This window comes from Cellulophaga sp. 3_MG-2023 (assembly GCF_030546975.1).
Classification (GTDB): domain Bacteria; phylum Bacteroidota; class Bacteroidia; order Flavobacteriales; family Flavobacteriaceae; genus Cellulophaga.
Genome location: NZ_JAUOPS010000006.1, coordinates 1 through 25,281, shown reverse-complemented (window position 1 = coordinate 25,281; position 25,281 = coordinate 1). Strand labels below are relative to the sequence as shown.

Sequence of the window (25,281 nt, the reverse complement as noted above, 5' to 3'; positions counted from 1 at the left end):
AAAACGTCATTTAATTAAATTTTGTGCATTTATTTTAATTTAAACTATCCCAATTTTAAAGAATTCTCAAAAGGAACCCTGTTTAATATACTTCTACCCAAGGTAACTTCATCTGCGTATTCTAGCTCATCACCAACCGCAATACCACGTGCTATAGTAGAAGTTTTTAAGCCCATACCTTCTATTTGTTTGTAAATATAAAAGTTTGTAGTATCACCTTCCATAGTAGAACTTAAAGCAAAAATTAACTCTTTTATAACACCATCTTTAGATTTATTAACCAAAGAACCAATTGTTAAATTTTGCGGCCCCACACCTTCCATTGGAGATATCCTACCTCCTAAAACGTGATACAAGCCTCTGTATTGCCCTGTATTCTCTATAGCCATTACATCTCTAATATCCTCTACAACACATACAATAGATTCGTCTCGTTTTGGGTTTGCACAAATTTCACACAACTCAACATCAGATATATTGTGGCAATTAGAACAAAACTTGATTTCTTCTCTTAATTTTAATAAACTGCTAGACAAGGCACTAGTTTGATCTTTAGGCTGCTTTAATAAATGTAAAGCTAAGCGCAAAGCAGTACGTTTGCCTATTCCTGGCAACTGAGATATTTCATACACTGCATTTTCTAGCAATTTAGAAGAGAATTCCATACTGTTATTTTTCTACACAAATTTACAATTTATTCTTGTTTTTCAGGTGTCATTAATAGCTATGATGATATTTTTTCTTTTTGTACTTTGCAATCACAAATTACTACTTATGACATCTACGCACATATTGCTACTAATAGGTTGCTACTTTTTAGTTTTACTACTTATATCTTACTTAACCGGTAAAAACGATTCTAATGAAGACTTTTTTAAAGCAGGCAAACAATCCCCTTGGTATGTTGTAGCTTTTGGTATGGTAGGTGCATCTTTATCTGGTGTAACTTTTATATCTGTTCCTGGCTGGGTACAAGGCTCACAGTTTAGCTATATGCAAGTAGTTTTTGGTTATTTAGTTGGCTACTTTGTTATAGCATACCTATTAATGCCCATTTATTATAAACTTAATGTAACCTCTATTTACGAGTATTTAAAAGAACGTTTTGGTATGGTTAGTTACAAAACCGGTGCTTTCTTTTTCTTTGTATCTAGAGTATTAGGTGCTTCATTTAGGTTATTTTTAGTTGCTTTAGTATTGCAACAATTTGTTTTTGATGATTTAAATATTCCTTTTGAGGTTACCGTAATACTGTCTATACTACTTATATGGATCTATACTTTTAAAGGAGGAATAAAGACTATTGTTTGGACAGACACCTTGCAGACATTGTTTATGCTAACATCGGTTGGTTTATCTATTTATTTTATTACTGATAAATTAGATATGAGCATTGGCAGTTTATTATCCTCGGACGAACTACAACAGTACAATAAGATATTTTTTACAGATAGTTTTTTAGCTAAAAGTCACTTTGTAAAATCGTTCTTTGGCGGTATGTTTATTGCTATTTGTATGACTGGTTTAGACCAAGATATGATGCAAAAAAATTTAAGTTGCAAAACACTAAAAGATGCACAAAAAAATATGATTTCTTTTAGCCTGGTACTAGTAGTTGTAAACTTTATTTTTTTATTACTAGGAGCTCTTTTATTTATATATGCCAATAAATTTAATATTACAACTCCTGCTCTTGGTGGTGTTGGCGCTCCTAAAACAGATTTACTTTTCCCCGAAATAGCCTTAAACAGTGGACTTGGAATTACAATAGCTGTTACCTTTATGCTTGGTTTAATAGCTGCTGCATATAGTAGTGCAGATAGTGCACTAACCTCTTTAACAACATCTTTTTGCGTAGATTTCTTAGGAATTGATAAAAAACCAGAATTGCAACAAAAAAAGCTACGTAAAGTTACACACGTAGGTATGAGTGTTTTACTTATTATAGTAATTATAATATTTAAAAACATATTAGACCGTAATGTAATAGATAGCTTACTTACTGTAGCAACATATACTTATGGTCCTTTATTAGGCTTATTTGCATTTGGGATCTTTACAAAGCACAAAATCAAAGATAAATGGTCTTGGCTAGTTGCAATTGTACCTGTTTTACTAATTTTAGTAATTTCTAACATTCCTGCAGAGCAATTTGGAGGGTATGTTGTTGGTTATGAAATGCTTCCACTAAATGGTCTACTTACCTTTTTTGGACTATGGTTAATACGTAAAAAATAGATATTAAAAAAAACCATCATAGAGAAGAGTAACTATTTTATATTATTTGTAATTTTTATTTACAAAAAAATAAAAATTAATAAATTAATACTGATTTGTAGCCAGCATTACTAAAGTACACCCTTCAATAACCTCTATGTTATTCATTTTCAGTGTTTTATAAAACTCAGGATTCTCTGTTCCAGGGTTAAATATGACACGTTTTGGTTGTAATTTTACGATATCGTTGTAATATTCTACCTGTCTAGATGGATTTAAATATAAAGTAACTGTAAAAACATTTTGAAAATCCGTTAAATTATCTTTAATTTGAACACGTAAAATAGTCCCTAAATTTTTACCAAAAGCTACTGTTGTTATGTTCTTTTCTACTAATTTCTTCACTGCAAGAAAACTGTACCGATTCGGATTCAACGAAGCACCAAAAACAAGGGTTTTAGACATTTTTTGAAAATTTAATGTTAAATATTGTTAACGAATGTAACTTTATTGTAAAATAAACGTCTTATAACTAAATAGTTATTAAAAGACATTTAAGATAAGGTCATTGATAACGCTGTATTTTTATAGTTAATGGTTAGTGTTTAGTATAGCCTATCGATGACAAAGAAGCCCAGAGTTCTGCTCTGGGCTTTATGTTTTTATATACTTAACGTAATTATTACCATTTAATAATTACACTACCCCAAGTAAATCCACTACCAAAAGCTGCTAACACCACCAAATCTCCTTTTTCAACTTTGCCTTGTTCCCAAGCTTCAGTTAATGCAATAGGAATAGATGCTGCCGTTGTGTTACCATATTTCATAATATTATTAAACACTTGGTCATCATTCAACTTAAACTTTTTCTGTATAAATTGAGATATTCTAAGATTTGCTTGGTGTGGCACCAACATATCAATATCAGAAACTTCTAAATTATTAGCTTGTAAGCCTTCCATTATAACCTCACTAAAACGAACTACAGCATTTTTAAATACAAATTGCCCGTTCATATATGGGTAGTAAGACTCATCATTAGGATCTGCATCTTCAATAATATCTGTTACCCAACGTTTACCCATACCTGGTGCTATTAAAGATAACTCCTCTGCATGTTGCCCTTCAGAATGTAAATGAGTAGATAATATACCTGTATCGTTATCCTCTGCTCTACTTAGTACTGCCGCACCTGCACCATCACCAAAAATTACAGAAACACTTCTACCACGTGTTGTCATATCTAAACCGTGAGAATGTAACTCAGAGCCAATTACAAGAACATTTTTATACATTCCGCTCTTAATATATTGATCTGCAACAGAAATACCGTAAACAAAACCAGAACATTGGTTCCTAACATCTAAAGCCCCAACAGTTTTAATACCCAAGTCTCTTTGTACTAAAACTCCAGGTCCTGGAAAATAGTAATCTGGACTTAGTGTAGCAAAAACTATAAAATCTATATCATCTTTATCTATACCTGCACGTTCTATAGCTACTTTAGCAGCCTTTACGCCCATTGTTGTAGTTGTATCTCCGTCTCCTTTAACTACATGTCTTCTTTCTTTTATACCAGTACGCTCTTGTATCCAAGCATCATTAGTATCCATTACCTTAGATAAATCATCATTGGTAACTACATTTTCTGGCACATAATGACCTAGGCCAATTATTTTTGAATTGTACATAATTTTTACTTTAAAACTAGTTTTTAGGGGTAAAACCCATATTTAAGGCTGCAATATATAAATAATGATAATTTATACTTGCAATAATTGAAGATAACCAAAAAAACTGAAATCTAACAGCTAGTGTGTCAGTTTGTCATAATTAACCTAATTGGTATTTTATTTGCCATACCATTATCAGAATAAAAAATTAATAATCAGTTTTCCTTAAAGGGATAAAAAATACAATTTAATTATGGCGACAGGTAAAATTAATGTATCCGTTGAGAATATTTTTCCGCTTATTAAAAAGTTCTTATATAGCGACCACGAGATATTTTTACGTGAGTTAATATCTAATGCTACAGATGCAACTTTAAAACTTAAGCACTTAACTTCTATAGGTGAAGCTACAGTAGAATATGGCAACCCTGTTATAGAAATTAAGGTTGATAAAGAAGGAAAAAAAATACATATTATAGACCAAGGTCTTGGTATGACAGCAGACGAGGTTGAAAAATATATTAACCAAGTTGCTTTTTCTGGTGCTGAAGAGTTTTTAGACAAATACAAAGACTCTGCTAAAGATTCTGGTATTATTGGTCATTTTGGTCTTGGTTTTTACTCTGCCTTTATGGTTGCAGATAAAGTAGAAATTATAACTAAAAGTTTTAAAGACGAGCCAGCTGCACATTGGACTTGTGATGGTTCTCCTAACTTTACTTTAGAGGCTGCAGATAAAACAGAACGTGGTACAGAAATTATTTTACACGTTGCAGATGACTCTACAGAGTTTTTAGAAGACAATAAGATTAGTGAACTTTTAACTAAGTACAACAAATTTATGCCTGTACCAATTAAGTTTGGTATGCGTACAGAAACTTTACCTAAGCCAGAAGATGCTAAGGAAGAAGATGCTGCACCAACACAAGAGGTAGACAATATTATAAACAACCCAAACCCAGCTTGGACAAAAGCCCCGGCAGATTTACAAGAAGAGGATTATAAAGGGTTTTACAGAGAGCTTTACCCAATGCAGTTTGAGGAGCCTTTGTTTCACATACACCTTAATGTAGATTACCCGTTTAACTTAACAGGTATTTTATATTTCCCTAAATTAACAAACGATTTAAACGTACAAAAAGACCGTATACAACTGTACCAAAACCAAGTTTTTGTTACCGATAATGTAGAAGGTATTGTACCAGAATTTTTAACAATGTTACGTGGTGTTATAGACTCACCAGACATTCCGTTAAATGTTTCTAGATCTTACTTACAGGCTGATGGTGCTGTTAAAAAAATATCGTCTTACATTTCTAGAAAAGTAGCAGATAAACTATCGTCTTTATTTAAAAATAATAGAGAAGATTTTGAAGCTAAATGGAATGACATTAAAATTGTTATTGAATACGGAATGCTTTCTGATGATAAATTCTTTGACAAGGCTGACAAATTTGCATTGTACCCAACGGTAGATGGTTCTTTTTATACGTTTGAAGAATTACAAGAAAAATTAAAAGCTACACAGACTGATAAAGACAACAAACTTGTTGTTCTTTACGCATCTGATAAAGAAGCACAACACAGTTATATTGAAGCTGCAAAAGCTAAAGGTTACGAGGTTTTATTACTAGATTCTCCTATTATTAGCCACTTAATGCAAAAATTAGAAACTTCTAAAGAGAATATTTCTTTTGCAAGAGTAGATGCAGACCACATAGACAATCTTATTAAGAAAGATGAAGAGCAAATCTCTAAACTATCTGAAGAAGAAAAAGAAACGCTTAAAAAAGAGTTAGAAGAAACTATTACCAATAAAAGCTTTACTGTACAGTTAGAAGCTATGGATAGCAACGCTGCTCCTTTTACAATTACAGAGCCAGAGTTTATGCGTAGAATGAAAGAAATGCAACAAACCGGTGGTGGCGGTGGTATGTTTGGTATGGGTAATATGCCAGAAATGTACAACCTTATTGTAAACACAAACCACGCATTGGTTTCTGAAATTTTAACTGCAGACGCTCCAGAAACAAAAACACGTTTAATAAACCAATCTTTAGACTTAGCACGTTTGTCTAAAGGATTATTAAAAGGTGAAGAGCTTACTAACTTTATTAAAAGAAGTTATGAGATGGTAAAGTAATATGTACCACTAAGCTTAAAAATAAAAAATCCGCATTAATTACTTAATGCGGATTTTTTTATACTACTACTCTATTTTTAGTTATGGTAGTAAATTAAACCGTTAGCCACTTTTAAATTTATATTCTGGTCCTTTAACGTAAAGTTTGCTGCAGGACTTAAACCGTCCTTAACCTTAGTTTTAAAAGCATTTATAAGATTATTATTCTCGTTTTTACCATATATGTTTAATTTAGAGTAATCTGAATCTAGATTAAAGTTGTTATTATTAGGAGATATATGGTAAAATTTAAACTCACTACTAAAATCTTTAATTGTATTTCCTTTTTGCAACTCCCCTATTTCTAAATTAGAAAACTCAGATATAATAGTTGCTTCAGCAATAGAACCTATTAATCCCCTTCTTATATTATTAAATGTATACTTACCTCCAACAACTTCATTTATAAAAAGATTAGCGTCGTCAATCTCTAAATTACTTTCAGAATCTACAAAAGAACTCATCCTAAAATCTCCTCTTTTTACTCTCATTTTTACTACGTTACTTATTCCATCTATAAAAACACCAGAAGATTCTGTTGTTAATCTTAAGATTACTTTTTTAGGTAAATGTAATACCAATGATGCCTTAAAAAATTTAGCTCTCTTTATATTTTTTGTTAAAGTACCGTCTTGATTAAAGTAATGACTTATTCTTGAATTCCTCATTTTAATTTCTGATACAATATCTTCTTTTGTCTTCCGAGAAATATTTAAGTCCTTGTTATTCGTATCTCTTTTCACAAAACTTTCTAAATCATAAAAAGCAAAGCCCCCCCAACCACCTATTTTCCCTCTATTGTTAATCAGTAAGCGATAGTTTTTTTCTTCTACATTTATTTTGAAATTTCCCATTTCTAAAATTTTATTCTGTAATCTTTTACTATAATTTACAAAGTAAATAGAGTATTTAATATGTATTAAATCATCGTCAGATTGTTGTATTTTAATTCCAGAGCCAGTTAGGTTCACAATAACATCCATAATCTTGTCTGCATTAAAATCCTTTTTATACACAACTACCTCTTGTGCACTAACTACTCCTGTTGTAATTAAAATTAATAATAGTAAAATTTTATATGGCTGTTTCATTTTGATCTTTTTTTGCGTTTAATATTTTTATATGTTCTTGTATGTCTTTAAGCAGACTTAGACGCGTTTGCAGATTTCTAATTAAATCTTCTACCACAAAAAGGTTATTTTTATCGGCTTTAAATTCTTTGGAAATTTGTTTGTAATCCACATCTAACTGTGTCAACTTTTGTTTATACCTGCGTATTAGTTTTTCATCTGTGGCCACAGCTAAAAAATTCTTCCATTCCGTATCTATATTTGCTAAATACTCTGTTTCTACTTTTTTAAGTTCTTTCGTAATTTGTATTGTATTTACCTCTTCTTCATCATCTGTAGCATTCTGTTTCACAAACACAAATGCCAATCCTACAAGTAAAACAAATACTGCCGCAATCTTCATAAACCTATAATTATACTTTTTTGCAGATGGCATATTACCTAACTTCTCTAAAAACTCGTCTCTATGTGTTACTGGTAATTCTTTTTTAGGAAAATCATCTTCAGTAAAACTGTTTCTTAAATTTTTCATCTCCTTTATTTTTGCTGAATAATTTCTTTATTCGTTTTTATTTTTGTCTCACTTAACAATTCTTGCAACTGCAATCTTCCTCTACGCAAATGTGTTCTAGATGTTTTTATTGGCAATTGTAAAATTTGTGATATTTCTTCATGATCATAACCCTCTATTAAATACAACTGCACTACAAGCTTGTATTTAACTGTTAAAGACTCTATTGCTTTAAGCACGTCTTTTTTTGTTATTTCATCATTAAAATACCAATCAGATTCTTCTTCAAACTCATATACTACATCATCTATATCTTCAAAAATTAACTTTTGCTTTTTTAACACATCTAAACATTGGTTAATTACAATTCGTTTTAACCAAGCTCCTATTGTGTATGTTGACTCGTAACTGTTAATATTTTTAAAGGCTTTTATAAAACTTTCTTGCATTGCATCTTTTGCATCTTCTTGGTTCTTTAAATACCTACAAGCAATAGCAAACATTGCATCACAATAATTTGTATATAACTGTAGTTGAGATTTTCTATCTCTTTTTTTACAGCCGGCAATTAATTGGTTTGTGGTTTGTTGCATAAATGTTTGTAAGTATTCTATCTTAAAAACGATTGTCTTTTTAAAGGGTTTCATTTTTAACAAAAAAAACATCACTATTATTAAGTGATGGTTTAAAAATAAGTAAGTTTTAAAGTATTTATACCCGAAATTTATTTTTGTAATAATTTTTATAAGCTTCAATTTTACATCAACTACAACTACTTAACAAAAACCATAGTATTTATATGCAATGGTTTTTTATCTTTATAGGATGAAAGTAGTAGCAACCAACCTTGGTAAACCAACCAAAATACAATGGAACGGTAAAGAAGAAGTAACCGGAATTTATAAATACCCAACTACTACGCCCTTGCAATTACTGAGTACAGATGTTATTAACGACACTGTAATAGACCGCAAACACCACGGTGGTATAGACAAGGCTTGTTATTTATTTTCTGCAGATGTTTACGATTATTGGAAAAACATATACCCTAATTTAGACTGGAACTGGGGAATGTTTGGTGAAAACCTTAGTGTAGAAGGTTTAGATGAAACTACACTTAGAATTGGTGATATATATAAAATTGGCACTGCACTTGTACAAGTATCACAACCTAGAGAACCTTGTTATAAATTAGGAATACGTTTTGGAAATCAACAAATTTTAAAACAATTTATAGACCATAATAGACCTGGCACCTACATTAGAATTTTAAAAGAAGGTAGTGTGCAAACTGGTGATGTTTTTAAGTTAATAGAACAGTCTACAAACAAACTTACCATACAAGATTTTTATAAGCTACTGTATGCTAAAGAAAAAAACAAAGAAACCATTAAACTAGCCGTTAGCAATATGGCTTTGCCAGAGAAAAAAAGAATACATTTATCTAAATACCTTTAAAATTTATGATTTATCCTTGGCATTTGTACTTAATGGGACTCCTATACATACTTGCGGGTTTTATGCATTTTATAAAACCTAAAATGTATATGCGTATAATGCCCAGGTATTTACCAAAGCATTTACAACTAGTATATATTAGTGGTATAATAGAATTTTTAATTGGCGTAGGTCTCTTTTATAATGTTACAAAAAACATAGCTATTTATGCTTTAATTGCAATGCTTAGTGTTTTTTTGTTGGTACACTTTTATATGCTATCTAGCAAAAAAGCTGCTGCAGGTATACCAAGGTATATATTATTATTGCGCATACCTTTACAATTTGTTTTAATGTATTGGGCATATTGCTACTTAAAACTATAAACAAAAAAAAAGGAGGCTCCAAGGCCTCCTAATCTATCACAACAATACTTAATTATAACTAGTCTAAGCTAACTAATTTACTGTATCTATCTTTGTTTACTTCTACAACAAATCTAAATTCATCTTCAGAAAAATTAGTAAATCTAAAAGCTTTTTCAACTCTTAATTTGTTATTAAAAACTTCTGTATAAACTTCGTTTCCTTCTAAATCAAATACAGAAACTAAAACTTTACCTTTATTTTTATTTAAAAAGCTCATTACTACTAAATCTCCTCTTTTCTGAAAAATTGGCTTAGTAACTTCTTTTTTATCATCTACTACAACTTCTCCGTTTTTGATGTGTATAGCGTATGAAACCTTTTTTAACATATTCTCTACATTTAAAAAGTAATTTCCATCTTCTAAACTCTCTACATTAAACTTTTTAGAGTAAACCGGCTTATCGCTTATTTGTTCAGAATAAAATACTGCAGAATTCTGATCTACAAATTTTATAACTGTTTGAAGATTTCTTGCTTCAAATTTGAATACTAAATCTTTAGAGTCTTTTCTTGTCACTAATTCTAGTGAAGATTCTTCTGCTGCAAAACTTGCTGTTGACACAAACAAAAACAGAACTAACGCGGAAATTTTAAAAATTGTTTTCATAGGTTTACTTTTTTAGGATTATTCTTTTTGTTTTGATTGGTAATTAATTACACTGCAAATATATGTGCGGTATTCCGTTTATTTTACCTCTATTTTCTCCAATATCTATGCTATTTTAACCATAATAAAAAATAAACCGTATATTGACGTTAATTTAACATACAAGAACACTTAAAACTTAATTAAAAGGTGTTTTTAAACAAATAGATATTCTATTTTTGCATTTAAACTTTTACATATGACTAACCAGAAACCTATTTTTGAATCTATTGCACCAGATTTTGGGCATTCTTTTACATACCAAAAGTTTGATGAAGCAACTAATAATAAGAACAATACGTGGCATTACCACCCAGAAATAGAATTAGTATATGTAAATGGTGGTTCTGGCAAAAGACAAATAGGTAGTCATATATCTTATTACACAGATGGTGATTTAATTTTAATAGATGGTAATTTACCACATTGTGGACTTACAGATGTACTTACAAAAAACAAGAGCGAAACTGTTGTACAAATGCTACCCAATTTTTTAGGAGATAACTTTTTTAACTTACCAGAGCTTAGAAACATTAAATCTTTATTAGATACCTGTAAAGGTGGTATTGCTTTTCATGGCAATACTAAATTAAAAATTGGAGATAAGATTGAGGTACTAGAGTACCAAACAGATTTTCAGCGTTTAATATCCATTTTAAACATATTAAACGAACTTGGCAAGTCTAAAGAATACACTCTTTTAAATGCCGAGGGCTTTTCTATGAAGACAGAGGTAAAAGACAACGACCGAATAAATGTTATATTTAATTATGTAAAAACAAACTTTAGAGAAGAAATTACTTTAGATAGCATTGCAGATTTAGTTAATATGACGGTACCATCATTCTGCAGGTACTTTAAAAAAATTACCAATAAAACGTTTATTCAATTTACTAATGAATATAGGTTGGTACACGCATCTAAATTACTAGCCGAACAAAAGATGAGTATTACAGAGGTTTGTTTTGAATGCGGGTTTAATAATTTTTCTCACTTTAATAAATCATTTAAAAAATTCACAGGTCAAAATCCGTCTGAATATAGAAATGAGCTTAAAACGGTTGTAGCTTAAAATAATTATATGCTTATACCTTATATATAAGGCACAAAAAAAATCGGTTTTAAATATATTAAAACCGATTTTTTTTATGGTTATCCTTGTTTAATCTAAGTTACATACTGCCTTTACTAAGTTTGGATGATCTTACTAATGTCCTCATATACAACTACAATAAGTAAAATGCAACAGTTATGCCAAAAGTCAAAAAAAGATAGTTATATCTACTAAATAATCGTTAAAATTATTTATAAATTTCGTTTAACACCTTAGCCAAACGTAGTCCACCTTTATTTAACTGACTGCGTAATGTAGCCATATGAAGGTAACTATACCTGTATCCTAATTTTTCTCCAACTTCAGCTGTTTTATATACTTCTTCAGCTAAATCTTGAGTTTCCTCTATCCAATCATAAATAGTACCTTCTTGTACTTTTGCTTTTTGTTTTTTATCTAACTTAGGTAAAGCATTAGCCAGTTCAGTATAACTCATACCGTAAGAGTCTATCATATCAGAATCCCAAACACGATGTAAATTAGATCCTTCATTAAACCAACGTACTTGTATATCATTACCTCCTTTATCTTCTGCATGACCTGCGTGCAATGGTTGGTGCATATCTCCTATTAAATGTACCAACATTCTTAAATGAAAAGATTTATCTTTTTTAGAACTTTTTTCATCCTTTAAAACCGATACACATTTTTCTATACCAACCATTAAGTCTCCTTCCTCTGGCGGAGTAATGTCTGAGTATTTTTTATCTGCAGGAAAATTTACATAATGCCAAGGAAAATATGCTCTAAACTCACGGTCAGATTTTATTTCATCTGCATAGTTAGATACAAAGGCCAAATCCTGACCTTCTAGCAATTCTTTTATTGCTTTTTTAGCTTTTCTACTCAATTCTTTTTGTGCTACCTCACCCACTGTTCTATGTCCTGTTTTGCCCCAAAATACATTGTTAGCAAAGGAAACCTGAACTGCTAAAAAAAGCAAAATACATATCTTTTTCATTCTTCTAAATTTTTGGCAAAAGTAAAAAATGTAACTTAAAGTAATGTTATTTTTTAGTTCCATTTAATTTTTTAACTTATCCTTATACACAAAAACATCCTATTTTGATATTAAAGAAAATAAAGAGTCCATATTTAAGGTATACTATTATAGCATTACTTGCTTTTACAGTAGTTATTCTACTATTTATAACAAGTGTTTATATTGGTGTTTGGGGCAAAATACCAAGTAAAAAAGAGTTAACATCTTTAAAATACCAACAAGCATCAGAAGTTTATTCTGCAGACAGTGTTTTAATTGGCAAATATTATTTACAAGACAGGCAACCAATTCCTTTTACTGATTTTCCAAAACACTTAACAGAAGCATTAGTTTCTATTGAAGACGAGCGTTTTTACAGTCATAGCGGTATAGACTATAAAAGTATGCTTAGGGTAGCTTTTAAAAGTATTCTATTGCAAGATAAATCTTCTGGTGGTGGTAGCACTATAAGTCAGCAATTAGCAAAAAACTTATATCCAAGAACCAAACGTGGCAAGCTTAATTTAGTTGTTGCTAAACTTAAAGAAATGTTTGTTGCTCGTAGATTAGAGAGTATTTACAGTAAAGAAGAAATACTGTACCATTATTTAAATCAGGTTTCTTTTGGAGATAATACACACGGCATTGAAAGTGCATCATTAAAATTTTTTAATAAACATACTAAAGAACTGAGTATTGCAGAGGCAGCAACTTTAATTGGTATGCTAAAAGCAACATATGGTTACAACCCAAGAGTTTTTCCTAAAAAAAGTACTAACCGTAGAAATTTAGTTATGCAAACTATGTACAATAATAGTTTTTTAAAGGAAAAACAAAAAGATAGTCTTATTAATACACCTTTAAAGTTAAACTATAGAGACTATAATTATAATGATGGTATTGCCCCTTACTTTAGAGAGGAAGTTAGAAAACAATTGTTAAAATGGGCAAAAGAAAAGAATAATGCTGGTAGCGATTTAAATATTTATACATCTGGGTTAAAAATATACACTACTTTAAATTATAAAATGCAGGTATTGGCCGAAGAAGCAATGCAAGAGCATATGAAAAAATTACAGTCTGACTTTGAAAAAAGTTATGGCAAAAATGCTCCTTGGCTAACCAATAAAAATAGTATTAATAAGGCCGTAAAGCAATCATTACCCTATAAAAAATTAATAGCATTAGACTTACCTAAAAAACAAATATTAGACTCTTTAAATAAAAAAAAGACAATGACTTTAGCCACTTGGGATAAAGACATTACAATACAAGCAAGTACTATAGATAGTATTAAACATTATAGTAAGTTTTTAAATATTGGCTCTTTGGCTGTAGACCCTGCTACCGGAGAAGTAAAAGTTTGGATTGGCGGTGTTAACTTTAAACACTTTAAGTACGATCATATATCGCAAAGTAAAAGGCAAGTTGGTTCTACTTTTAAACCAATTGTATACACTACAGCATTAGAACAAGGTATTGGCCCTTGCACCTACTTTTCTGCTCAAGAAGTAGAATATAAAAATTTAAAACAATGGAGCCCGTCTAACTCTGGCTCTAAAGATGAGACTTTCCTTAACTACTCTATGGAAGAGGCTTTAAGTAACTCTGTAAACACAGTTGCTGTAAAAGTTTTAGAAAAAGCAGGAATAAAAAATACAATTGAACAAGCTAAAAAAATGGGTATTTCTACAGAACTACCTAACCAACCTTCTTTGGCTTTAGGTACAGCAGAAGTTAAAATTAACGAGCTTGCAAAAGCATACACCACTTTTGCAAATAATGGCAAACACAGCACTCCGTTTTTAATTAAACAAATTACTACTAGCAAAGACTCTATTATAGAAACCTTTGAACCTAAAATTGCTAAGCAAGCTGCGTTTTCTAATGAAACTAATATGATTATGTTAGAGTTAATGAAAGCAACAATTAACTCTGGTACCGCTTCTAGAATACGCAATAGTTACAAATTAACTAATGATATTGCTGGTAAAACGGGTACTACACAAAACAATAAAGATGCTTGGTTTGTAGGTGTAACTCCAAAATTGGTAAGTGTTACTTGGGTTGGATTAGACAACCATGAAATAGGGTTTAAAAGTACAGCTCTTGGTCAAGGTGCAAATGCTGCACTACCTGCTTTTGCCTTATTTCTGCAAAAAATGAATAAAGATTCTGATTTTAACCACATAACAAAAGCAAAATTTAAAAAACCTACAGATGCCGTTTTACAGTTGTTGGACTGTGATCCTACCAAAAAAGATGGTTTTTTTAAACGTCTATTTAAAAATCCTAACAAGAAAAAAAGAAAGGATTTTAAACGTAGTTAACTGCTTATTAATATATTTAGCCAACTCTAACAAAACGCCAACAAGAAAATGAAGGAATACAAAATTATTAGACAAAGAACCAAATTTCGCAATACAGATAGTGATTTTGAAAATGAATTAAACACATTAGCTAAACAAGGTTGGGTAGTAAAATCTTCTATTGTTATGAATAGCTCAAGTTTATTTAAGGTAATTTTAGAGCGCGATAAAAACAGGTAATTATGAAAAAACTACTAATACTGTGTCTAGTATTCCCAATTCTAATTTTTGCTCAAGAAGTAAAAACTGAAGAACTAGGTTTAAAAAACGGAGACATTAGCTTACCTGGCACCTTAACTGTTGCTCCTTCTAAAAAGAAAACACCTCTTGTAATTTTTATTCAAGGTTCTGGTAATGGAGATCGCAATGGTAACCAAGTGGGTACAGCAATGCAAATTGGTTACATAAAAACTCTTAGAGATAGTTTAAACACTAAAGGTATTTCTTTTTATAGTTATGACAAGAGATCTGCTAACATTAACAATTTAAAAAGCATAAAAGATATTAGCTTTAAAGGTTTTGTAGATGATGCTAACGTAGCTATAGATTATTTTAAAAACGACAAACGCTTTAGTGGCATTACTATAATTGGGCATAGCCAAGGTTCTTTGGTTGGTATATTAGCCATTAATGCTCGTAATGATAAAGCTGTTACTTCTTACATATCATTAGCCGGACCAGGAAAAACTTTTGACAAAACAATTGTAGAACAATTAACAGCACAAAACCCAAGTTTAGGCCAAGCAGCAAAAGAACAATTTGAAGAGTTAGTACAAACTGATACTATTAAAGAGGTTAACCCGCTTTTAATGAGTGTTTTTCAACCAGTTTATCAAAAATTTATAAAAGAATGGGCTACAGTAAACCCTGCTACTGAAATTAAAAAATTACAGATTCCTGTATTACTTTTAAATGGCGATTCGGACCTTCAAGTTAGTACAGACGATGCACAATTATTAAAAGACGCACACCCTAAAGCTACTTTAAAAATTATTCCTAAAATGAATCACGTTTTAAAAGTTGTAAATTCTATAGTTGAAAACCAAGAAGCTTATACATCAAAAGACTATAAAATATCTAACGAACTTATTAATACCATAGATAAATTTGTATCTAAATAAAAACTTGAGAACCAATAATAATGACTTATAAAATTTTGTGTTCTGATTTAGACGGAACCTTACTTACCACAAAAAATGATGTTTCTGACGTAACCATATCAGAAATAAACAGAATAAAAAACCACCTTAAAGTAATTTTAGTTTCTGCCAGAATGCCAAAATCTATGCGCTATTTACAAGAAAGATTAGGCATACAAAACTTGCCTATTATTTGCTATAATGGTGCTTTGGTTCTAGATAATGACAAACAACTGTTTTCTACCTTTATAAGTAGCAAAGAATTGCAAACCATACACAAAATTGCAGAAGAACACACTGTAAAAATGGGCTTGTATTATATGGATGAATGGTACGTACCAGAAGACTCTGAACGTGTGCAAAAAGAAATTCACCATACCAAAGCAGAACCTATTTTTGAAGATACAAAAGTAACCTTAAGCAACTGGAGTAAAAGAAAAGTTGGCGCACATAAAATTATGCTAATGGGTACTAAAGAGACTACAGATGCTATTTTTAGTGTTTTAACGTCTACCTTAGGAGAAAGTCTACATTTTTACAGATCTAATGATACTTTAATAGAAGTTGCTCCTAAAACTATATCTAAACTATCTGCTATAGAATTGTTATTACAGAATGAAACTTTAGAAGAGGTAATTGCTTTTGGTGATAATTATAATGATATGGAAATGCTAACCCACGTAGGCTGTGGTGTTGCTGTAGAAAACGGAAGATCAGAAGTTAAGGCAATTGCTAAGCACGTAACGCTTAAAAACACAGAGAACGGAGTTGCGCATTTTATAAAGCAAAACATCTTAATTTAAGTATATTTGAGAAAACTCACCTTTTAGAACTAGACTATTTATGTTAGAACCACTTATTACAGATGATAAAGTTGTTTTTGGATTATTAACTCTTTGCTTAGGTTTTGTTTTTTACACCTCAGCTAAAAAAACAGGCTTTTGGAGTAAATTTTACACCATTGTTCCTGGTATTTTACTTTGTTATTTACTACCTGCAATTTTAACTTCTACAGGTATTATTGCAGAAACTTGGAAAACAGTAGATGATGCTGGTGTTATAACAGAACACGAGTCTGGACTTTACCATATGGCAAGTAGGTATTTGTTACCTGCAGCTTTAGTTTTAATGACATTGAGTATAGATTTAAAAGCTATTACTAACCTAGGTTCTAAAGCTTTAATTATGTTTTTAACAGGTTCTGTTGGCATTATTATTGGCGGGCCAATAGCTATATTAATTGTATCAGTTTTTTCTCCAGAAACTGTTGGCGGCAACGATTTTGATGCCATTTGGAGAGGACTATCTACTATTGCTGGTAGTTGGATAGGTGGTGGTGCAAACCAAGCTGCTATGCTAGAAATTTTTCAGTATAACCCAGAAAAATACGGTGGTATGGTGCTTATAGATGTTGTAGTAGCTAACATTTGGATGGCCATTATTTTATTAGGTGTAGGCAAAACCACAAAAATTGACAAATGGTTAAAGGCAGATGCATCTGCCATAGAAACACTAAAAGTAAAAGTGACTGCTTTTACAGAAAAAATAACAAGAACGCCAACCACACAAGATTATATGATGTTGCTTTTCTTTGCATTTACTGCAGTAGGTTTAGCTCATTTTTTAGGTGGTAACATAAGTTCTTATTTAGAAAATAATGTTGCTGCTGTAGCAGATAAAAAAAGTTTTTTATCCTTTTTAGGTTCTAGCTTTTTCTGGATGGTAGTATTGGCAACAATAGCAGGTATAGCACTATCTTTTACAAAAGCTAAAAATTTAGAAGGTGCTGGCGCTAGTAAAATAGGTGGTGTTTTTATATATATTTTAGTTGCCACTATTGGTATGAAAATGGATTTAGGTAAAGTATTAGAGAACCCAGGACTTATTGTTATTGGCCTAATATGGATTGCCATACACGCTGGTTTATTAATTTTAGTAGCTAAACTTATTAGAGCTCCTTACTTCTTTTTGGCAGTGGGTAGCCAAGCAAATGTTGGTGGTGCTGCTTCTGCACCAATTGTAGCTGCAGAGTTTCACCCATCTTTAACATCTGTTGGCGTATTACTTGCTGTTTTTGGTTATGTAGTTGGTACTGGAGGTGCATTATTATGTGCATACCTTATGGAAGTTGCCTCTGCCCTATAATTAAAAAGTTATACACAAAACAAAAAGCATTAACCTTTTTTTAAGAAAAATTAGTGATATTTGCTGCACTTAAATAATTATAAAATGAATAGATTTTTTCTTCTGTTTCTTCTTGGCATAAGCATTGTTGCTTGTAATTCTACAACTAAAAACACTATGACTGTTTCTGGTAATGTAAAAGGCCTTAAGAAAGGAACATTGTATTTGCAAAAAGTGAATGATACTGTTTTAGTTACAGTTGATTCTTTACAAATTAAAGGCGACGGTAATTATACGCTTACAACTGAGTTAGAAAGTCCTGAAATATTTTACTTGTATTTAGACAAGTCTGACAACTCTGAATTTAATGATAGAATTACATTTTTTGGAGAACCAGGAAATATTACAATAAATACTGCTTGGAATACTTTTGCTTTAAAAGCTAAAATAGAAGGATCTAAGTCACAAGAAAAATTAGAAGAGTTTAGAAAAAATGCATCTAAGTTTAATGCTGAGGCTTTACGTTTAGCACAAACTGCACAATTACCAGGTATACAAGGTAATGAACAAGCTATAGATTCTTTAAACAAAATGTTATCTAAAAATAATTTGCGTGGTTATTTATATGCTTTAAACTACTCATTAAACCATAAAGAGTCTTACGTAGCACCATATTTAGCATTAACAGAAGTACCAGATGTTAACGTAAAATATTTAGACTCTATTTACAATTCACTACCAGATAGTGTGTCTGTATCCAAATACGGTAAAGAGCTAAAGGAACATATTAGCAAAGTAAAAGCTGCTAACAAATAAACATAAAAAAACATCCGCCAATGGCGGATGTTTTTTATTCTATAAGTATCGTAAAAATTAACCTAATTTGTTAACCTCTGCTACTAACTCTGTAGCTTTAGTTTCTAGTTCTTTACGTACAGCATTTAAATGCTTACTTCTGTTATCTACGTCTTTCTTATTTACCTTTGCGATTAACTCATCAAAAGTAGCAATTGCAGAATCTATAACTTTAGAACCTTCTTTAGAATCTTTAGAGTTTGAAGTTGCTTCCCAAAAGTAAACTGCTTCAATAATATCTCCTAAAACAAAATTGATATCTTTTTTTAAATCTTTAATGCTTGCCATTTGTATTTATTTTTATGCAAAAATACATATTTAACTTATACAAAGAGTTTCTTACCCTTAATATATTAGATTAAGTATTAAATTGTAACTTCTAATAACTTAGCCCCACTAGAAATTATTTCTATAGATTTTGAAAGTGCTGGGACTAAAATAGTTTCCCCTTTTACTAAATCAGCTTCTCCAAATTCGTTTTTTACAGTTGCAGAACCTCCAACACACATATAAATAGTAAAAGAATCTCTATTTATTACATCTTGCTTAATATTATCTGTTAACTCTATAAAATTAGTTTTAAAGTAAGGGCAATCTACCATTGTATTTACAGCGTTTGACTGTGTATTGTATGCCACTTTAAAATCGTCCTTTTTAGTATAATCTATAGCATCTAAAGCTTGTTCTGTATGTAGCTCTCTTAGATTGCCGTTTTTATCTTTACGGTTAAAATCAAATACTCTATAAGTAACATCTGAGGTTTGCTGAATTTCAGCTAATAGAACCCCTGCACCAATTGCGTGTATTTTTCCTGTATTAATAAAAAAAGTATCGCCTTCTTTTACCTTTTCGTAATTTAATAAATCTAGTAACGTATCATTTTTAATACTTGCAGCGTACTCTTCTTTAGCTACATCTTTATTAAAACCCACAATAAGCTCAGCGTCTTGGTCTGCATCCATAACGTACCACATCTCCGTTTTACCAAAAGAGTTATGTCTTTTTTTAGCTAACTCATCATTAGGATGTAGCTGTATAGATAGGTCTTGTTTTGCGTCTATAAACTTAATTAGTATAGGAAATTCTGTTCCAAAACGTTCTGCAACACTTTTTCCTAAAAGGTCATTAGTTTTTGTATTTATCAATTCTTGTAAAGATGCACCTGCTAAATCTCCGTTAGAAACCACAGAAACATCTCCTTTTACCGTAGACAGCTCCCAGCTTTCTCCAGTAATATCATTTTCTATAGATTTATTTAAAACATCTCTTAACTTGGTACCACCCCAAAGTCTTTCTTTTAAAATAGGATTAAATTTTAACGGATACATATATGTGTTGTTTTGGTTTATTATTTTTTACTGTCCTGAGTATGTTACGTAATTACGTGGTGTCTCATACAATACTACTTCTAAATTTTTTGAGGCATCAATCTCTGGTCTAAGCTTGTTCCAAATAACCACAGCTATGTTTTCTGCTGTAGGATTAAGCTCTTTAAAATCTGACACTTCAACATTTAAGTTTTTATGATCTAAAGCGTTTTCTACTTTCTCTTTAATAAGGTCTTTTAAAACCTTCATATCCATAACAAAACCAGTTTCTGGATCTATTTCTCCTTCTACACTAACTATAAGCTCATAGTTGTGGCCATGGTAATTAGGATTGCTACACAAACCAAAAACAGCTTTGTTTTTATCTGCATCCCATTTTTTGTTATGCAACCTGTGAGCTGCATTAAAATGTGCTTTTCTACTTACTTTTACTTTCATACTAGTATTGGTTTTGCAGGGTGTATTTATGAAAACGGTCAAAAATTATCTTAAACCATTCTGTATAGTTTTTTGGATTATTACTGATATCTTTTTTAATATCATCAAGAGCCATCCATTTCCAGTCTTGTACCTCTTCCTTATTAATATTGGGTTCTGCATTAAACTTACCAATCATTACATGATCTAGTTCATGTTCTGTTAAACCATTATCAAAAGGAGCTTTATATATAAATGAAAATAACTCTTTAAGCTCTGTAACAAAACCCATTTCTTCTTGTAGCCTTCTTTTTCCAGCTTCTAGGTTAGACTCACCTACTCTTTGGTGACTACAACAAGTGTTTGTCCATAATAATGGTGAATGGTATTTTTCTGATGCACGTTGTTGCAGCATTGTTTCCCCTTTATCATTCATAACAAAAACAGAAAATGCTCTATGAAGAAGTGCTTTTTCATGCGCTTCCATTTTACCCATAGTACCAACCTGCTCGTCTTGCTCGTTAACTAATATTACCTGTTCTTCAATCATAGTCTTACAAAAATAAGACCTTTATGTTATTTATGAGCACTATAAAAAAGAAAAAACACCTTTACAAGTAAAAGTGTTTTTCGTATGTTTTAAACTAAGATTATGTGTTAAAAGAATCTAGGTGATTTTAAATTTTTCTTTGTTTTTATAAAGTCGTAACGTAGCATTATTTCAAAAGAACCATCATTAAAAGATGTACTTCCTAGCTCTGTAGTTTCTTTATCATAAGCCAAACCAATCATAAAATCTTCAGACACCTGAAAACCAAACATACCACTAAATGCTGCACTCCAACGGTAAGCTCCTCCTATAATAAACTTATCATTAAGCATAAAGTTAGCAGAAACATCTACCTGTAACGGCGCTCCTTTTACTCCTTTAGTTAATATTGTTGGTTTAAATTTTAAGTTGGGATTAAGGTCAAAAACATAACCTGTCATTAAGTAAATATTCATTTGCTCATTAGCAGTAGAAAAAGAAGACTCATCAAAATGTTTCGTCTGTAAAATTCTTGGCGCAGACAAACCAACATAAAATTTTTCTGTATGGTAATAGATACCCGCTCCTACATTAGGAGAAAATTTATTGTTAATATCTTCTTGTAGAGTAGGATCTACACCATTACTATTATCCTGGTTTAATTCTGAAAAACGAACATCTAATAAATGTGCACTTGCTTTTAAACCAAATGACAACTTACCTTCTAAAGAAGTATATATTGTGTATGAAAAATCACCATCAAAATATGTTTCTGAAGTTGGACCAATAACATCGTTAACTACAGAAAAACCTACTCCAACACCTCTATATCCTAAAGGTGTGTGAAAATTAAAAGTTTGCGTTTTTGGTGCACCGTCTAAGCCAACCCACTGAGATCTATGCAATAAACCAACACTCATATGACCACGAGAACCTGCATAAGCCGGATTTATACTTATAGTGTTGTACATATACTGTGTGTATTGTGCATCTTGCTGTGCCCAACCTGATAATGTACCAAGAGCTAACAGTAGCATAGTTGCTACTATTAGTTTGTACTGTTTTGTTTTTGCGCTCATAAACTTAATGCTATTTGTTTAAATATATGTAGCCGCTAAGCTGTTTAGTTTTACCTGCTGGGGTAGTATAATCTAACACATAGAAATACGTACCAACCGGAAGTTTTTTGTCTTTATTTATGGTAACTCTACCGTGAGATGTACCATCAAAATTATTATTTTGAGTATCATAAGACTTGGTTACAAATACTTGAACTCCCCATCTGTTATATATTCTAAGAGTGTTGTTAGGGAATCTTTCTAGTCCTGTTATTTTAAGTACATCATGTATACCATCTCCATTTGGAGTTACTACATTAAATATTTCTATACCATCTTCTTCTGATTCTGGAAAATCTAAATAATCTGGAATTCCGTCACCATCTGCATCATCATTTGCAAAATCATCATCTTTATTAATATCTTCATCAATGGTTGGTATACCATCACCATCATCATCGGTATCTCTATAATCTAACTCTCCATCACCATCTGAGTTTGGTAAGTCATTTATAGGATCATCTATCTCATCGTTTTTATCATCATCAATAGTAGTTGCTCCTTCAAAGCCATCATCTAGACCATCGTTATCCTTATCAGAGCCTACAAATATATCATCTGGAATACCATTACTATCTGTATCGTTAGCTTCTATTACATCTGGAACACCATCATTGTCACTATCCTCATCTAAATAATCTGGTAAGCTATCACCATCTGTATCTACAGGGAATATTCCTAAATTACCATCTGTTTCATATGCATCATCTAAACCGTTACCGTTTTCATCTAAACCACTTGGTTGTATGTAATCGTTTGTTGTTTGTGCTTCTACATTATCTGGAATACCGTCATCATCAGAATCAATATCTAAATAATCTGGAATACCATCACCGTCTGTATCTGTTGCATCTGTTGCTGGATCATTATCTCCATCTAAATTAAGATCTTCAAAACTATCTAGAATACCATCATTATCTGCATCTAAATCTGTCATTGCTGCTTCATTAACAATCACTGTTATTGTAGACGTGCTACAGTTACTAAGTGTATCACAAATAGTATATGTAAAAGTATCTTGACCTATATAACCTGGGTTAGGTGTATATGTTATTACGTCATCAGACGGATCGTTAGGTGTACCATTATCATCTACTATAATTGTACCATTAGTTGGGTCTGTTACTGTAAACGTGCCATCTGTTGGTAAATCGTTATCATTTAAATCCCAATTATCTATTACAATTGTCTCATCTTCATTAGTTGCAACAACATCATCTTGTGTATCTAAAATAGGTACTACTGTAATATCTACTGTTGCCGTACTACAATCTCCATAGGTATTACATACAGTGTATGTAAAAGAATCTGGACCATTATAATCTGGGTTTGGCACATACGTAACAATATCATCAGATGGGTCGTTTGGAGTACCGTTATCATCAATGGTAACAGTTCCATTTACCGGGTCTGACGTTGTTAAGGTTCCCGGATTAGGCAGCCCATTGTCGTTATCAAAGATATCTATAACTATAGAATCGTCTTCATCTACAGAAACAATATCGTCTTGCAAATCACTAGCTTCGCTCATACAAACTACCGTAAAACTTGGTAATTTAACAGAGTTACCTGCTTTTAATAATGTTGCCACATATTTTATAACATCTTTAGTCGCTGTTACTTGTGGTGCTGTTTGATCTCCTGTTAAAATTGGAGACCAACTAACTGTTGCTCCCGGAGGCACATTAGGTGACACGTCTAATGTAACCTCATTATCTGGAGTGTTACAGTCGGTTAATATAAAGTAGGTAGTTGCATTTTTACCGCACAATGTGCCGTCATATGTTGCAAAATATACTCCAGGCTGACTCACCTCATAGAAGAAGTCTGTACCCAAAACAGTACTTGTATCTGCCGCGTTATACCATTTATAATTATTCTCGTCTGTACTATTAGGTGCTTGCAATAAAAATTGAGCACTAACTACATTAGCGCAAAACAAGCCAAGTAGCAGAACGAATAAAAATTTATATGTTTTAATTGATTTCAAATTTCTAGGATAAGTTTTTATTCGCTTTAGCTTACTTTACTACAAATACAACGTTAATTAACGTATTATAGTCTGTAGGTTGATTAGTTACTGTGTATGTTAACACTCCGTTAGCATTAATAGACATTGTGCCTGTATTAAATACTGTAGGATCTGCATAAGTTACATAGTAGTATAATTCTGTTCTAGTATATGTTGGTAAAGCTGATGGTGCACCTGCACTACCAATAGTTGGTGTACCATATTGCTTAATATACTCGTCATATAAATCTAATGTCTTAGTACCATTTGTTGCAACATCTACTTCTACAGAAGGCGGGTAAAATATACGTGCTGCTTTAGATGTAATAGGTGCAATTGCTTGTATTACTTCTTGCACATTAGTTTCTGCTGTTGGAGATGCTTCACCACCTTCATCAACATCAATTGGTGTACGCAAATCAACTTCATCATCAAACTGATCATCTGTATTTGCTAATGATGCTAAACTAACTGTTTGAGAGGAACCATCTTCTATACCTACGGTTAACGTTGTTCCTGATAAGCCTAAATTACGTATACTTTGGTTATCTGCTAATGCTGCCAAACTAACTGTTTGTGAAGAACCATCTTCTATACCTACAGTTAACGTTGTTCCTGAAAAACCCAAATTACGTATACTTTGATTATCTGTATCAATACTACTAATATCTATAGTATTACCACCTGAAATAGTTAAATCTGTACCAGATAAACTTAAAGTCTGATCATCAGTTGCTGGGTCACCTGCATCACCTTTTGCTCCTGCTGGACCTTGAGGCCCCTGTGCTCCAGTTGCTCCTCTATCACCTTGATCACCTTTGTCTCCTTTTTGACCATTTTGACCATTTTGTCCAGGTTGACCTTGAGGTCCTTGTGGACCTTGCGGGCCTTGTGCTCCTGTTACTCCTCTATCACCTTGATCTCCCTTGTCTCCTTTTTGACCCTGTGGTCCTTGAATACCTTGAATTCCCTGATCTCCTTGATCTCCTTTTTCTCCTTGGATTCCCTGATCACCCTGATCTCCTTTTAATCCTTGTGCTCCAGTTTCTCCTTGAATACCTTGAATTCCCTGATCTCCTTGGTCTCCTTTTTCTCCTTGGATTCCCTGGTCACCCTGATCTCCTTTTAA

The 25,281-nt window shown here is 31.7% G+C and carries 26 protein-coding genes; 11 read left to right on the top strand and 15 right to left on the bottom strand.

All coding sequences use genetic code 11. The features are described 5' to 3' along the window. Nucleotides 1-44 precede the first annotated feature (44 nt). Complete coding sequence (gene recR, locus Q4487_RS13965; protein ID WP_303544716.1) at nt 45-665, bottom strand: recombination mediator RecR; 621 nt, start codon at nt 663-665, stop codon at nt 45-47. A gap of 109 nt (nt 666-774) precedes the next feature. Here recR and Q4487_RS13960 point away from each other — a divergent pair, with 109 nt between their 5' ends. Beyond that, nucleotides 775-2,238 (top strand): sodium:solute symporter, encoded by a 1,464-nt coding sequence (locus Q4487_RS13960; protein WP_303544713.1) that lies wholly within the window; start codon nt 775-777, stop codon nt 2,236-2,238. An 84-nt stretch (nt 2,239-2,322) separates the two neighbouring features. Here Q4487_RS13960 and Q4487_RS13955 read toward each other — a convergent pair whose 3' ends face one another. Both Q4487_RS13955 and Q4487_RS13950 read right to left on the bottom strand, forming a co-directional pair. Next, a complete protein-coding gene (locus Q4487_RS13955; RefSeq protein ID WP_303544710.1) occupies nt 2,323-2,682 on the bottom strand; it encodes a CoA-binding protein in 360 nt (119 codons plus the stop codon). Nucleotides 2,683-2,899: 217 nt separating this feature from the next. Continuing rightward, a complete protein-coding gene (locus tag Q4487_RS13950; RefSeq protein ID WP_303544707.1) occupies nt 2,900-3,910 on the bottom strand; it encodes a 3-oxoacyl-ACP synthase III family protein in 1,011 nt (336 codons plus the stop codon). 235 nt (nt 3,911-4,145) lie between these two features. On the opposite strand from Q4487_RS13950, the gene htpG reads away from it, so the two are divergent. Continuing rightward, complete coding sequence (gene htpG / locus Q4487_RS13945; RefSeq protein ID WP_100895161.1) at nt 4,146-6,035, top strand: molecular chaperone HtpG; 1,890 nt, start codon at nt 4,146-4,148, stop codon at nt 6,033-6,035. 77 nt (nt 6,036-6,112) lie between these two features. On the opposite strand, the gene Q4487_RS13940 is transcribed toward htpG, so the two are convergent. The 3 genes from Q4487_RS13940 to Q4487_RS13930 are packed head-to-tail and all read right to left on the bottom strand — an operon-like array spanning nt 6,113 to nt 8,248. Next, complete coding sequence (locus Q4487_RS13940) at nt 6,113-7,165, bottom strand: hypothetical protein (protein WP_303544702.1); 1,053 nt, start codon at nt 7,163-7,165, stop codon at nt 6,113-6,115. Then, entirely contained in the window at nt 7,149-7,676 is a 528-nt protein-coding gene (locus Q4487_RS13935; protein WP_303544699.1) for a hypothetical protein, read from the bottom strand. The genes Q4487_RS13940 and Q4487_RS13935 overlap by 17 nt, the downstream gene beginning before the upstream one ends. Nucleotides 7,677-7,681: 5 nt before the next feature. Further along, nucleotides 7,682-8,248: an RNA polymerase sigma factor gene (locus tag Q4487_RS13930; RefSeq protein ID WP_232732610.1), complete on the bottom strand. Its 567-nt coding sequence runs from the start codon at nt 8,246-8,248 to the stop codon at nt 7,682-7,684. 232 nt (nt 8,249-8,480) lie between these two features. Between Q4487_RS13930 and Q4487_RS13925 the strand changes: the two genes are divergently transcribed. Continuing rightward, nucleotides 8,481-9,113: an MOSC domain-containing protein gene (locus Q4487_RS13925; protein ID WP_303544692.1), complete on the top strand. Its 633-nt coding sequence runs from the start codon at nt 8,481-8,483 to the stop codon at nt 9,111-9,113. A 5-nt stretch (nt 9,114-9,118) separates the two neighbouring features. Further along, a complete protein-coding gene (locus Q4487_RS13920) occupies nt 9,119-9,478 on the top strand; it encodes a hypothetical protein (protein ID WP_100895156.1) in 360 nt (119 codons plus the stop codon). A gap of 58 nt (nt 9,479-9,536) precedes the next feature. Here Q4487_RS13920 and Q4487_RS13915 read toward each other — a convergent pair whose 3' ends face one another. Continuing rightward, nucleotides 9,537-10,127, bottom strand: a complete 591-nt coding sequence (locus Q4487_RS13915) for a hypothetical protein (RefSeq protein ID WP_157811114.1) — start codon at nt 10,125-10,127, stop codon at nt 9,537-9,539. 238 nt (nt 10,128-10,365) lie between these two features. Between Q4487_RS13915 and Q4487_RS13910 the strand changes: the two genes are divergently transcribed. Continuing rightward, nucleotides 10,366-11,238: an AraC family transcriptional regulator gene (locus tag Q4487_RS13910; RefSeq protein ID WP_100895154.1), complete on the top strand. Its 873-nt coding sequence runs from the start codon at nt 10,366-10,368 to the stop codon at nt 11,236-11,238. A 229-nt stretch (nt 11,239-11,467) separates the two neighbouring features. Here the strand turns inward: Q4487_RS13910 and Q4487_RS13905 are convergent, their stop codons facing one another. Further along, nucleotides 11,468-12,241, bottom strand: coding sequence for a S1/P1 nuclease (locus Q4487_RS13905; RefSeq protein WP_100896830.1), 774 nt, complete (start codon nt 12,239-12,241; stop codon nt 11,468-11,470). Between the two features lie 104 nt (nt 12,242-12,345). Between Q4487_RS13905 and Q4487_RS13900 the strand changes: the two genes are divergently transcribed. The 6 genes from Q4487_RS13900 to Q4487_RS13875 all read left to right on the top strand — a co-directional run bounded on the left by Q4487_RS13900 (nt 12,346) and on the right by Q4487_RS13875 (nt 18,710). After that, the gene (locus Q4487_RS13900; RefSeq protein WP_303544688.1) at nt 12,346-14,592 is read left to right on the top strand and encodes a transglycosylase domain-containing protein; all 2,247 of its coding nucleotides are present in this window, start codon (nt 12,346-12,348) and stop codon (nt 14,590-14,592) included. Nucleotides 14,593-14,640: 48 nt separating this feature from the next. Beyond that, complete coding sequence (locus Q4487_RS13895; protein ID WP_271081366.1) at nt 14,641-14,811, top strand: DUF4177 domain-containing protein; 171 nt, start codon at nt 14,641-14,643, stop codon at nt 14,809-14,811. 2 nt (nt 14,812-14,813) lie between these two features. Continuing rightward, a complete protein-coding gene (locus Q4487_RS13890; RefSeq protein ID WP_303544684.1) occupies nt 14,814-15,752 on the top strand; it encodes an alpha/beta hydrolase in 939 nt (312 codons plus the stop codon). 20 nt (nt 15,753-15,772) lie between these two features. Next, nucleotides 15,773-16,573 carry a Cof-type HAD-IIB family hydrolase gene (locus tag Q4487_RS13885; protein WP_303544682.1) on the top strand — a complete coding sequence of 267 codons (801 nt, stop codon included), beginning with the start codon at nt 15,773-15,775 and terminating at the stop codon, nt 16,571-16,573. Between the two features lie 40 nt (nt 16,574-16,613). Beyond that, complete coding sequence (locus Q4487_RS13880) at nt 16,614-17,915, top strand: DUF819 domain-containing protein (RefSeq protein WP_100895149.1); 1,302 nt, start codon at nt 16,614-16,616, stop codon at nt 17,913-17,915. A gap of 84 nt (nt 17,916-17,999) precedes the next feature. Continuing rightward, nucleotides 18,000-18,710 carry a DUF4369 domain-containing protein gene (locus Q4487_RS13875; RefSeq protein WP_303544677.1) on the top strand — a complete coding sequence of 237 codons (711 nt, stop codon included), beginning with the start codon at nt 18,000-18,002 and terminating at the stop codon, nt 18,708-18,710. A gap of 57 nt (nt 18,711-18,767) precedes the next feature. On the opposite strand, the gene Q4487_RS13870 is transcribed toward Q4487_RS13875, so the two are convergent. The 7 genes from Q4487_RS13870 to Q4487_RS13840 form a co-directional block, all read right to left on the bottom strand. Then, a complete protein-coding gene (locus tag Q4487_RS13870) occupies nt 18,768-19,037 on the bottom strand; it encodes a hypothetical protein (RefSeq protein ID WP_100895147.1) in 270 nt (89 codons plus the stop codon). A gap of 77 nt (nt 19,038-19,114) precedes the next feature. Next, nucleotides 19,115-20,077, bottom strand: a complete 963-nt coding sequence (locus Q4487_RS13865) for a type I phosphomannose isomerase catalytic subunit (protein ID WP_303544673.1) — start codon at nt 20,075-20,077, stop codon at nt 19,115-19,117. Between the two features lie 27 nt (nt 20,078-20,104). Next, entirely contained in the window at nt 20,105-20,515 is a 411-nt protein-coding gene (locus Q4487_RS13860) for a 6-carboxytetrahydropterin synthase (protein WP_303544671.1), read from the bottom strand. A 1-nt stretch (nt 20,516) separates the two neighbouring features. After that, nucleotides 20,517-21,044, bottom strand: a complete 528-nt coding sequence (gene idi / locus Q4487_RS13855; protein WP_100895144.1) for an isopentenyl-diphosphate Delta-isomerase — start codon at nt 21,042-21,044, stop codon at nt 20,517-20,519. A 107-nt stretch (nt 21,045-21,151) separates the two neighbouring features. Further along, entirely contained in the window at nt 21,152-22,102 is a 951-nt protein-coding gene (locus tag Q4487_RS13850) for a type IX secretion system membrane protein PorP/SprF (protein ID WP_100895143.1), read from the bottom strand. Nucleotides 22,103-22,112: 10 nt separating this feature from the next. Then, entirely contained in the window at nt 22,113-24,131 is a 2,019-nt protein-coding gene (locus Q4487_RS13845; protein WP_303544665.1) for a gliding motility-associated C-terminal domain-containing protein, read from the bottom strand. Nucleotides 24,132-24,162: 31 nt separating this feature from the next. Next, nucleotides 24,163-25,281, bottom strand: a 1,119-nt coding sequence (locus tag Q4487_RS13840) for a hypothetical protein (protein ID WP_303544662.1), incomplete at its 5' end; no start/stop codon positions are given.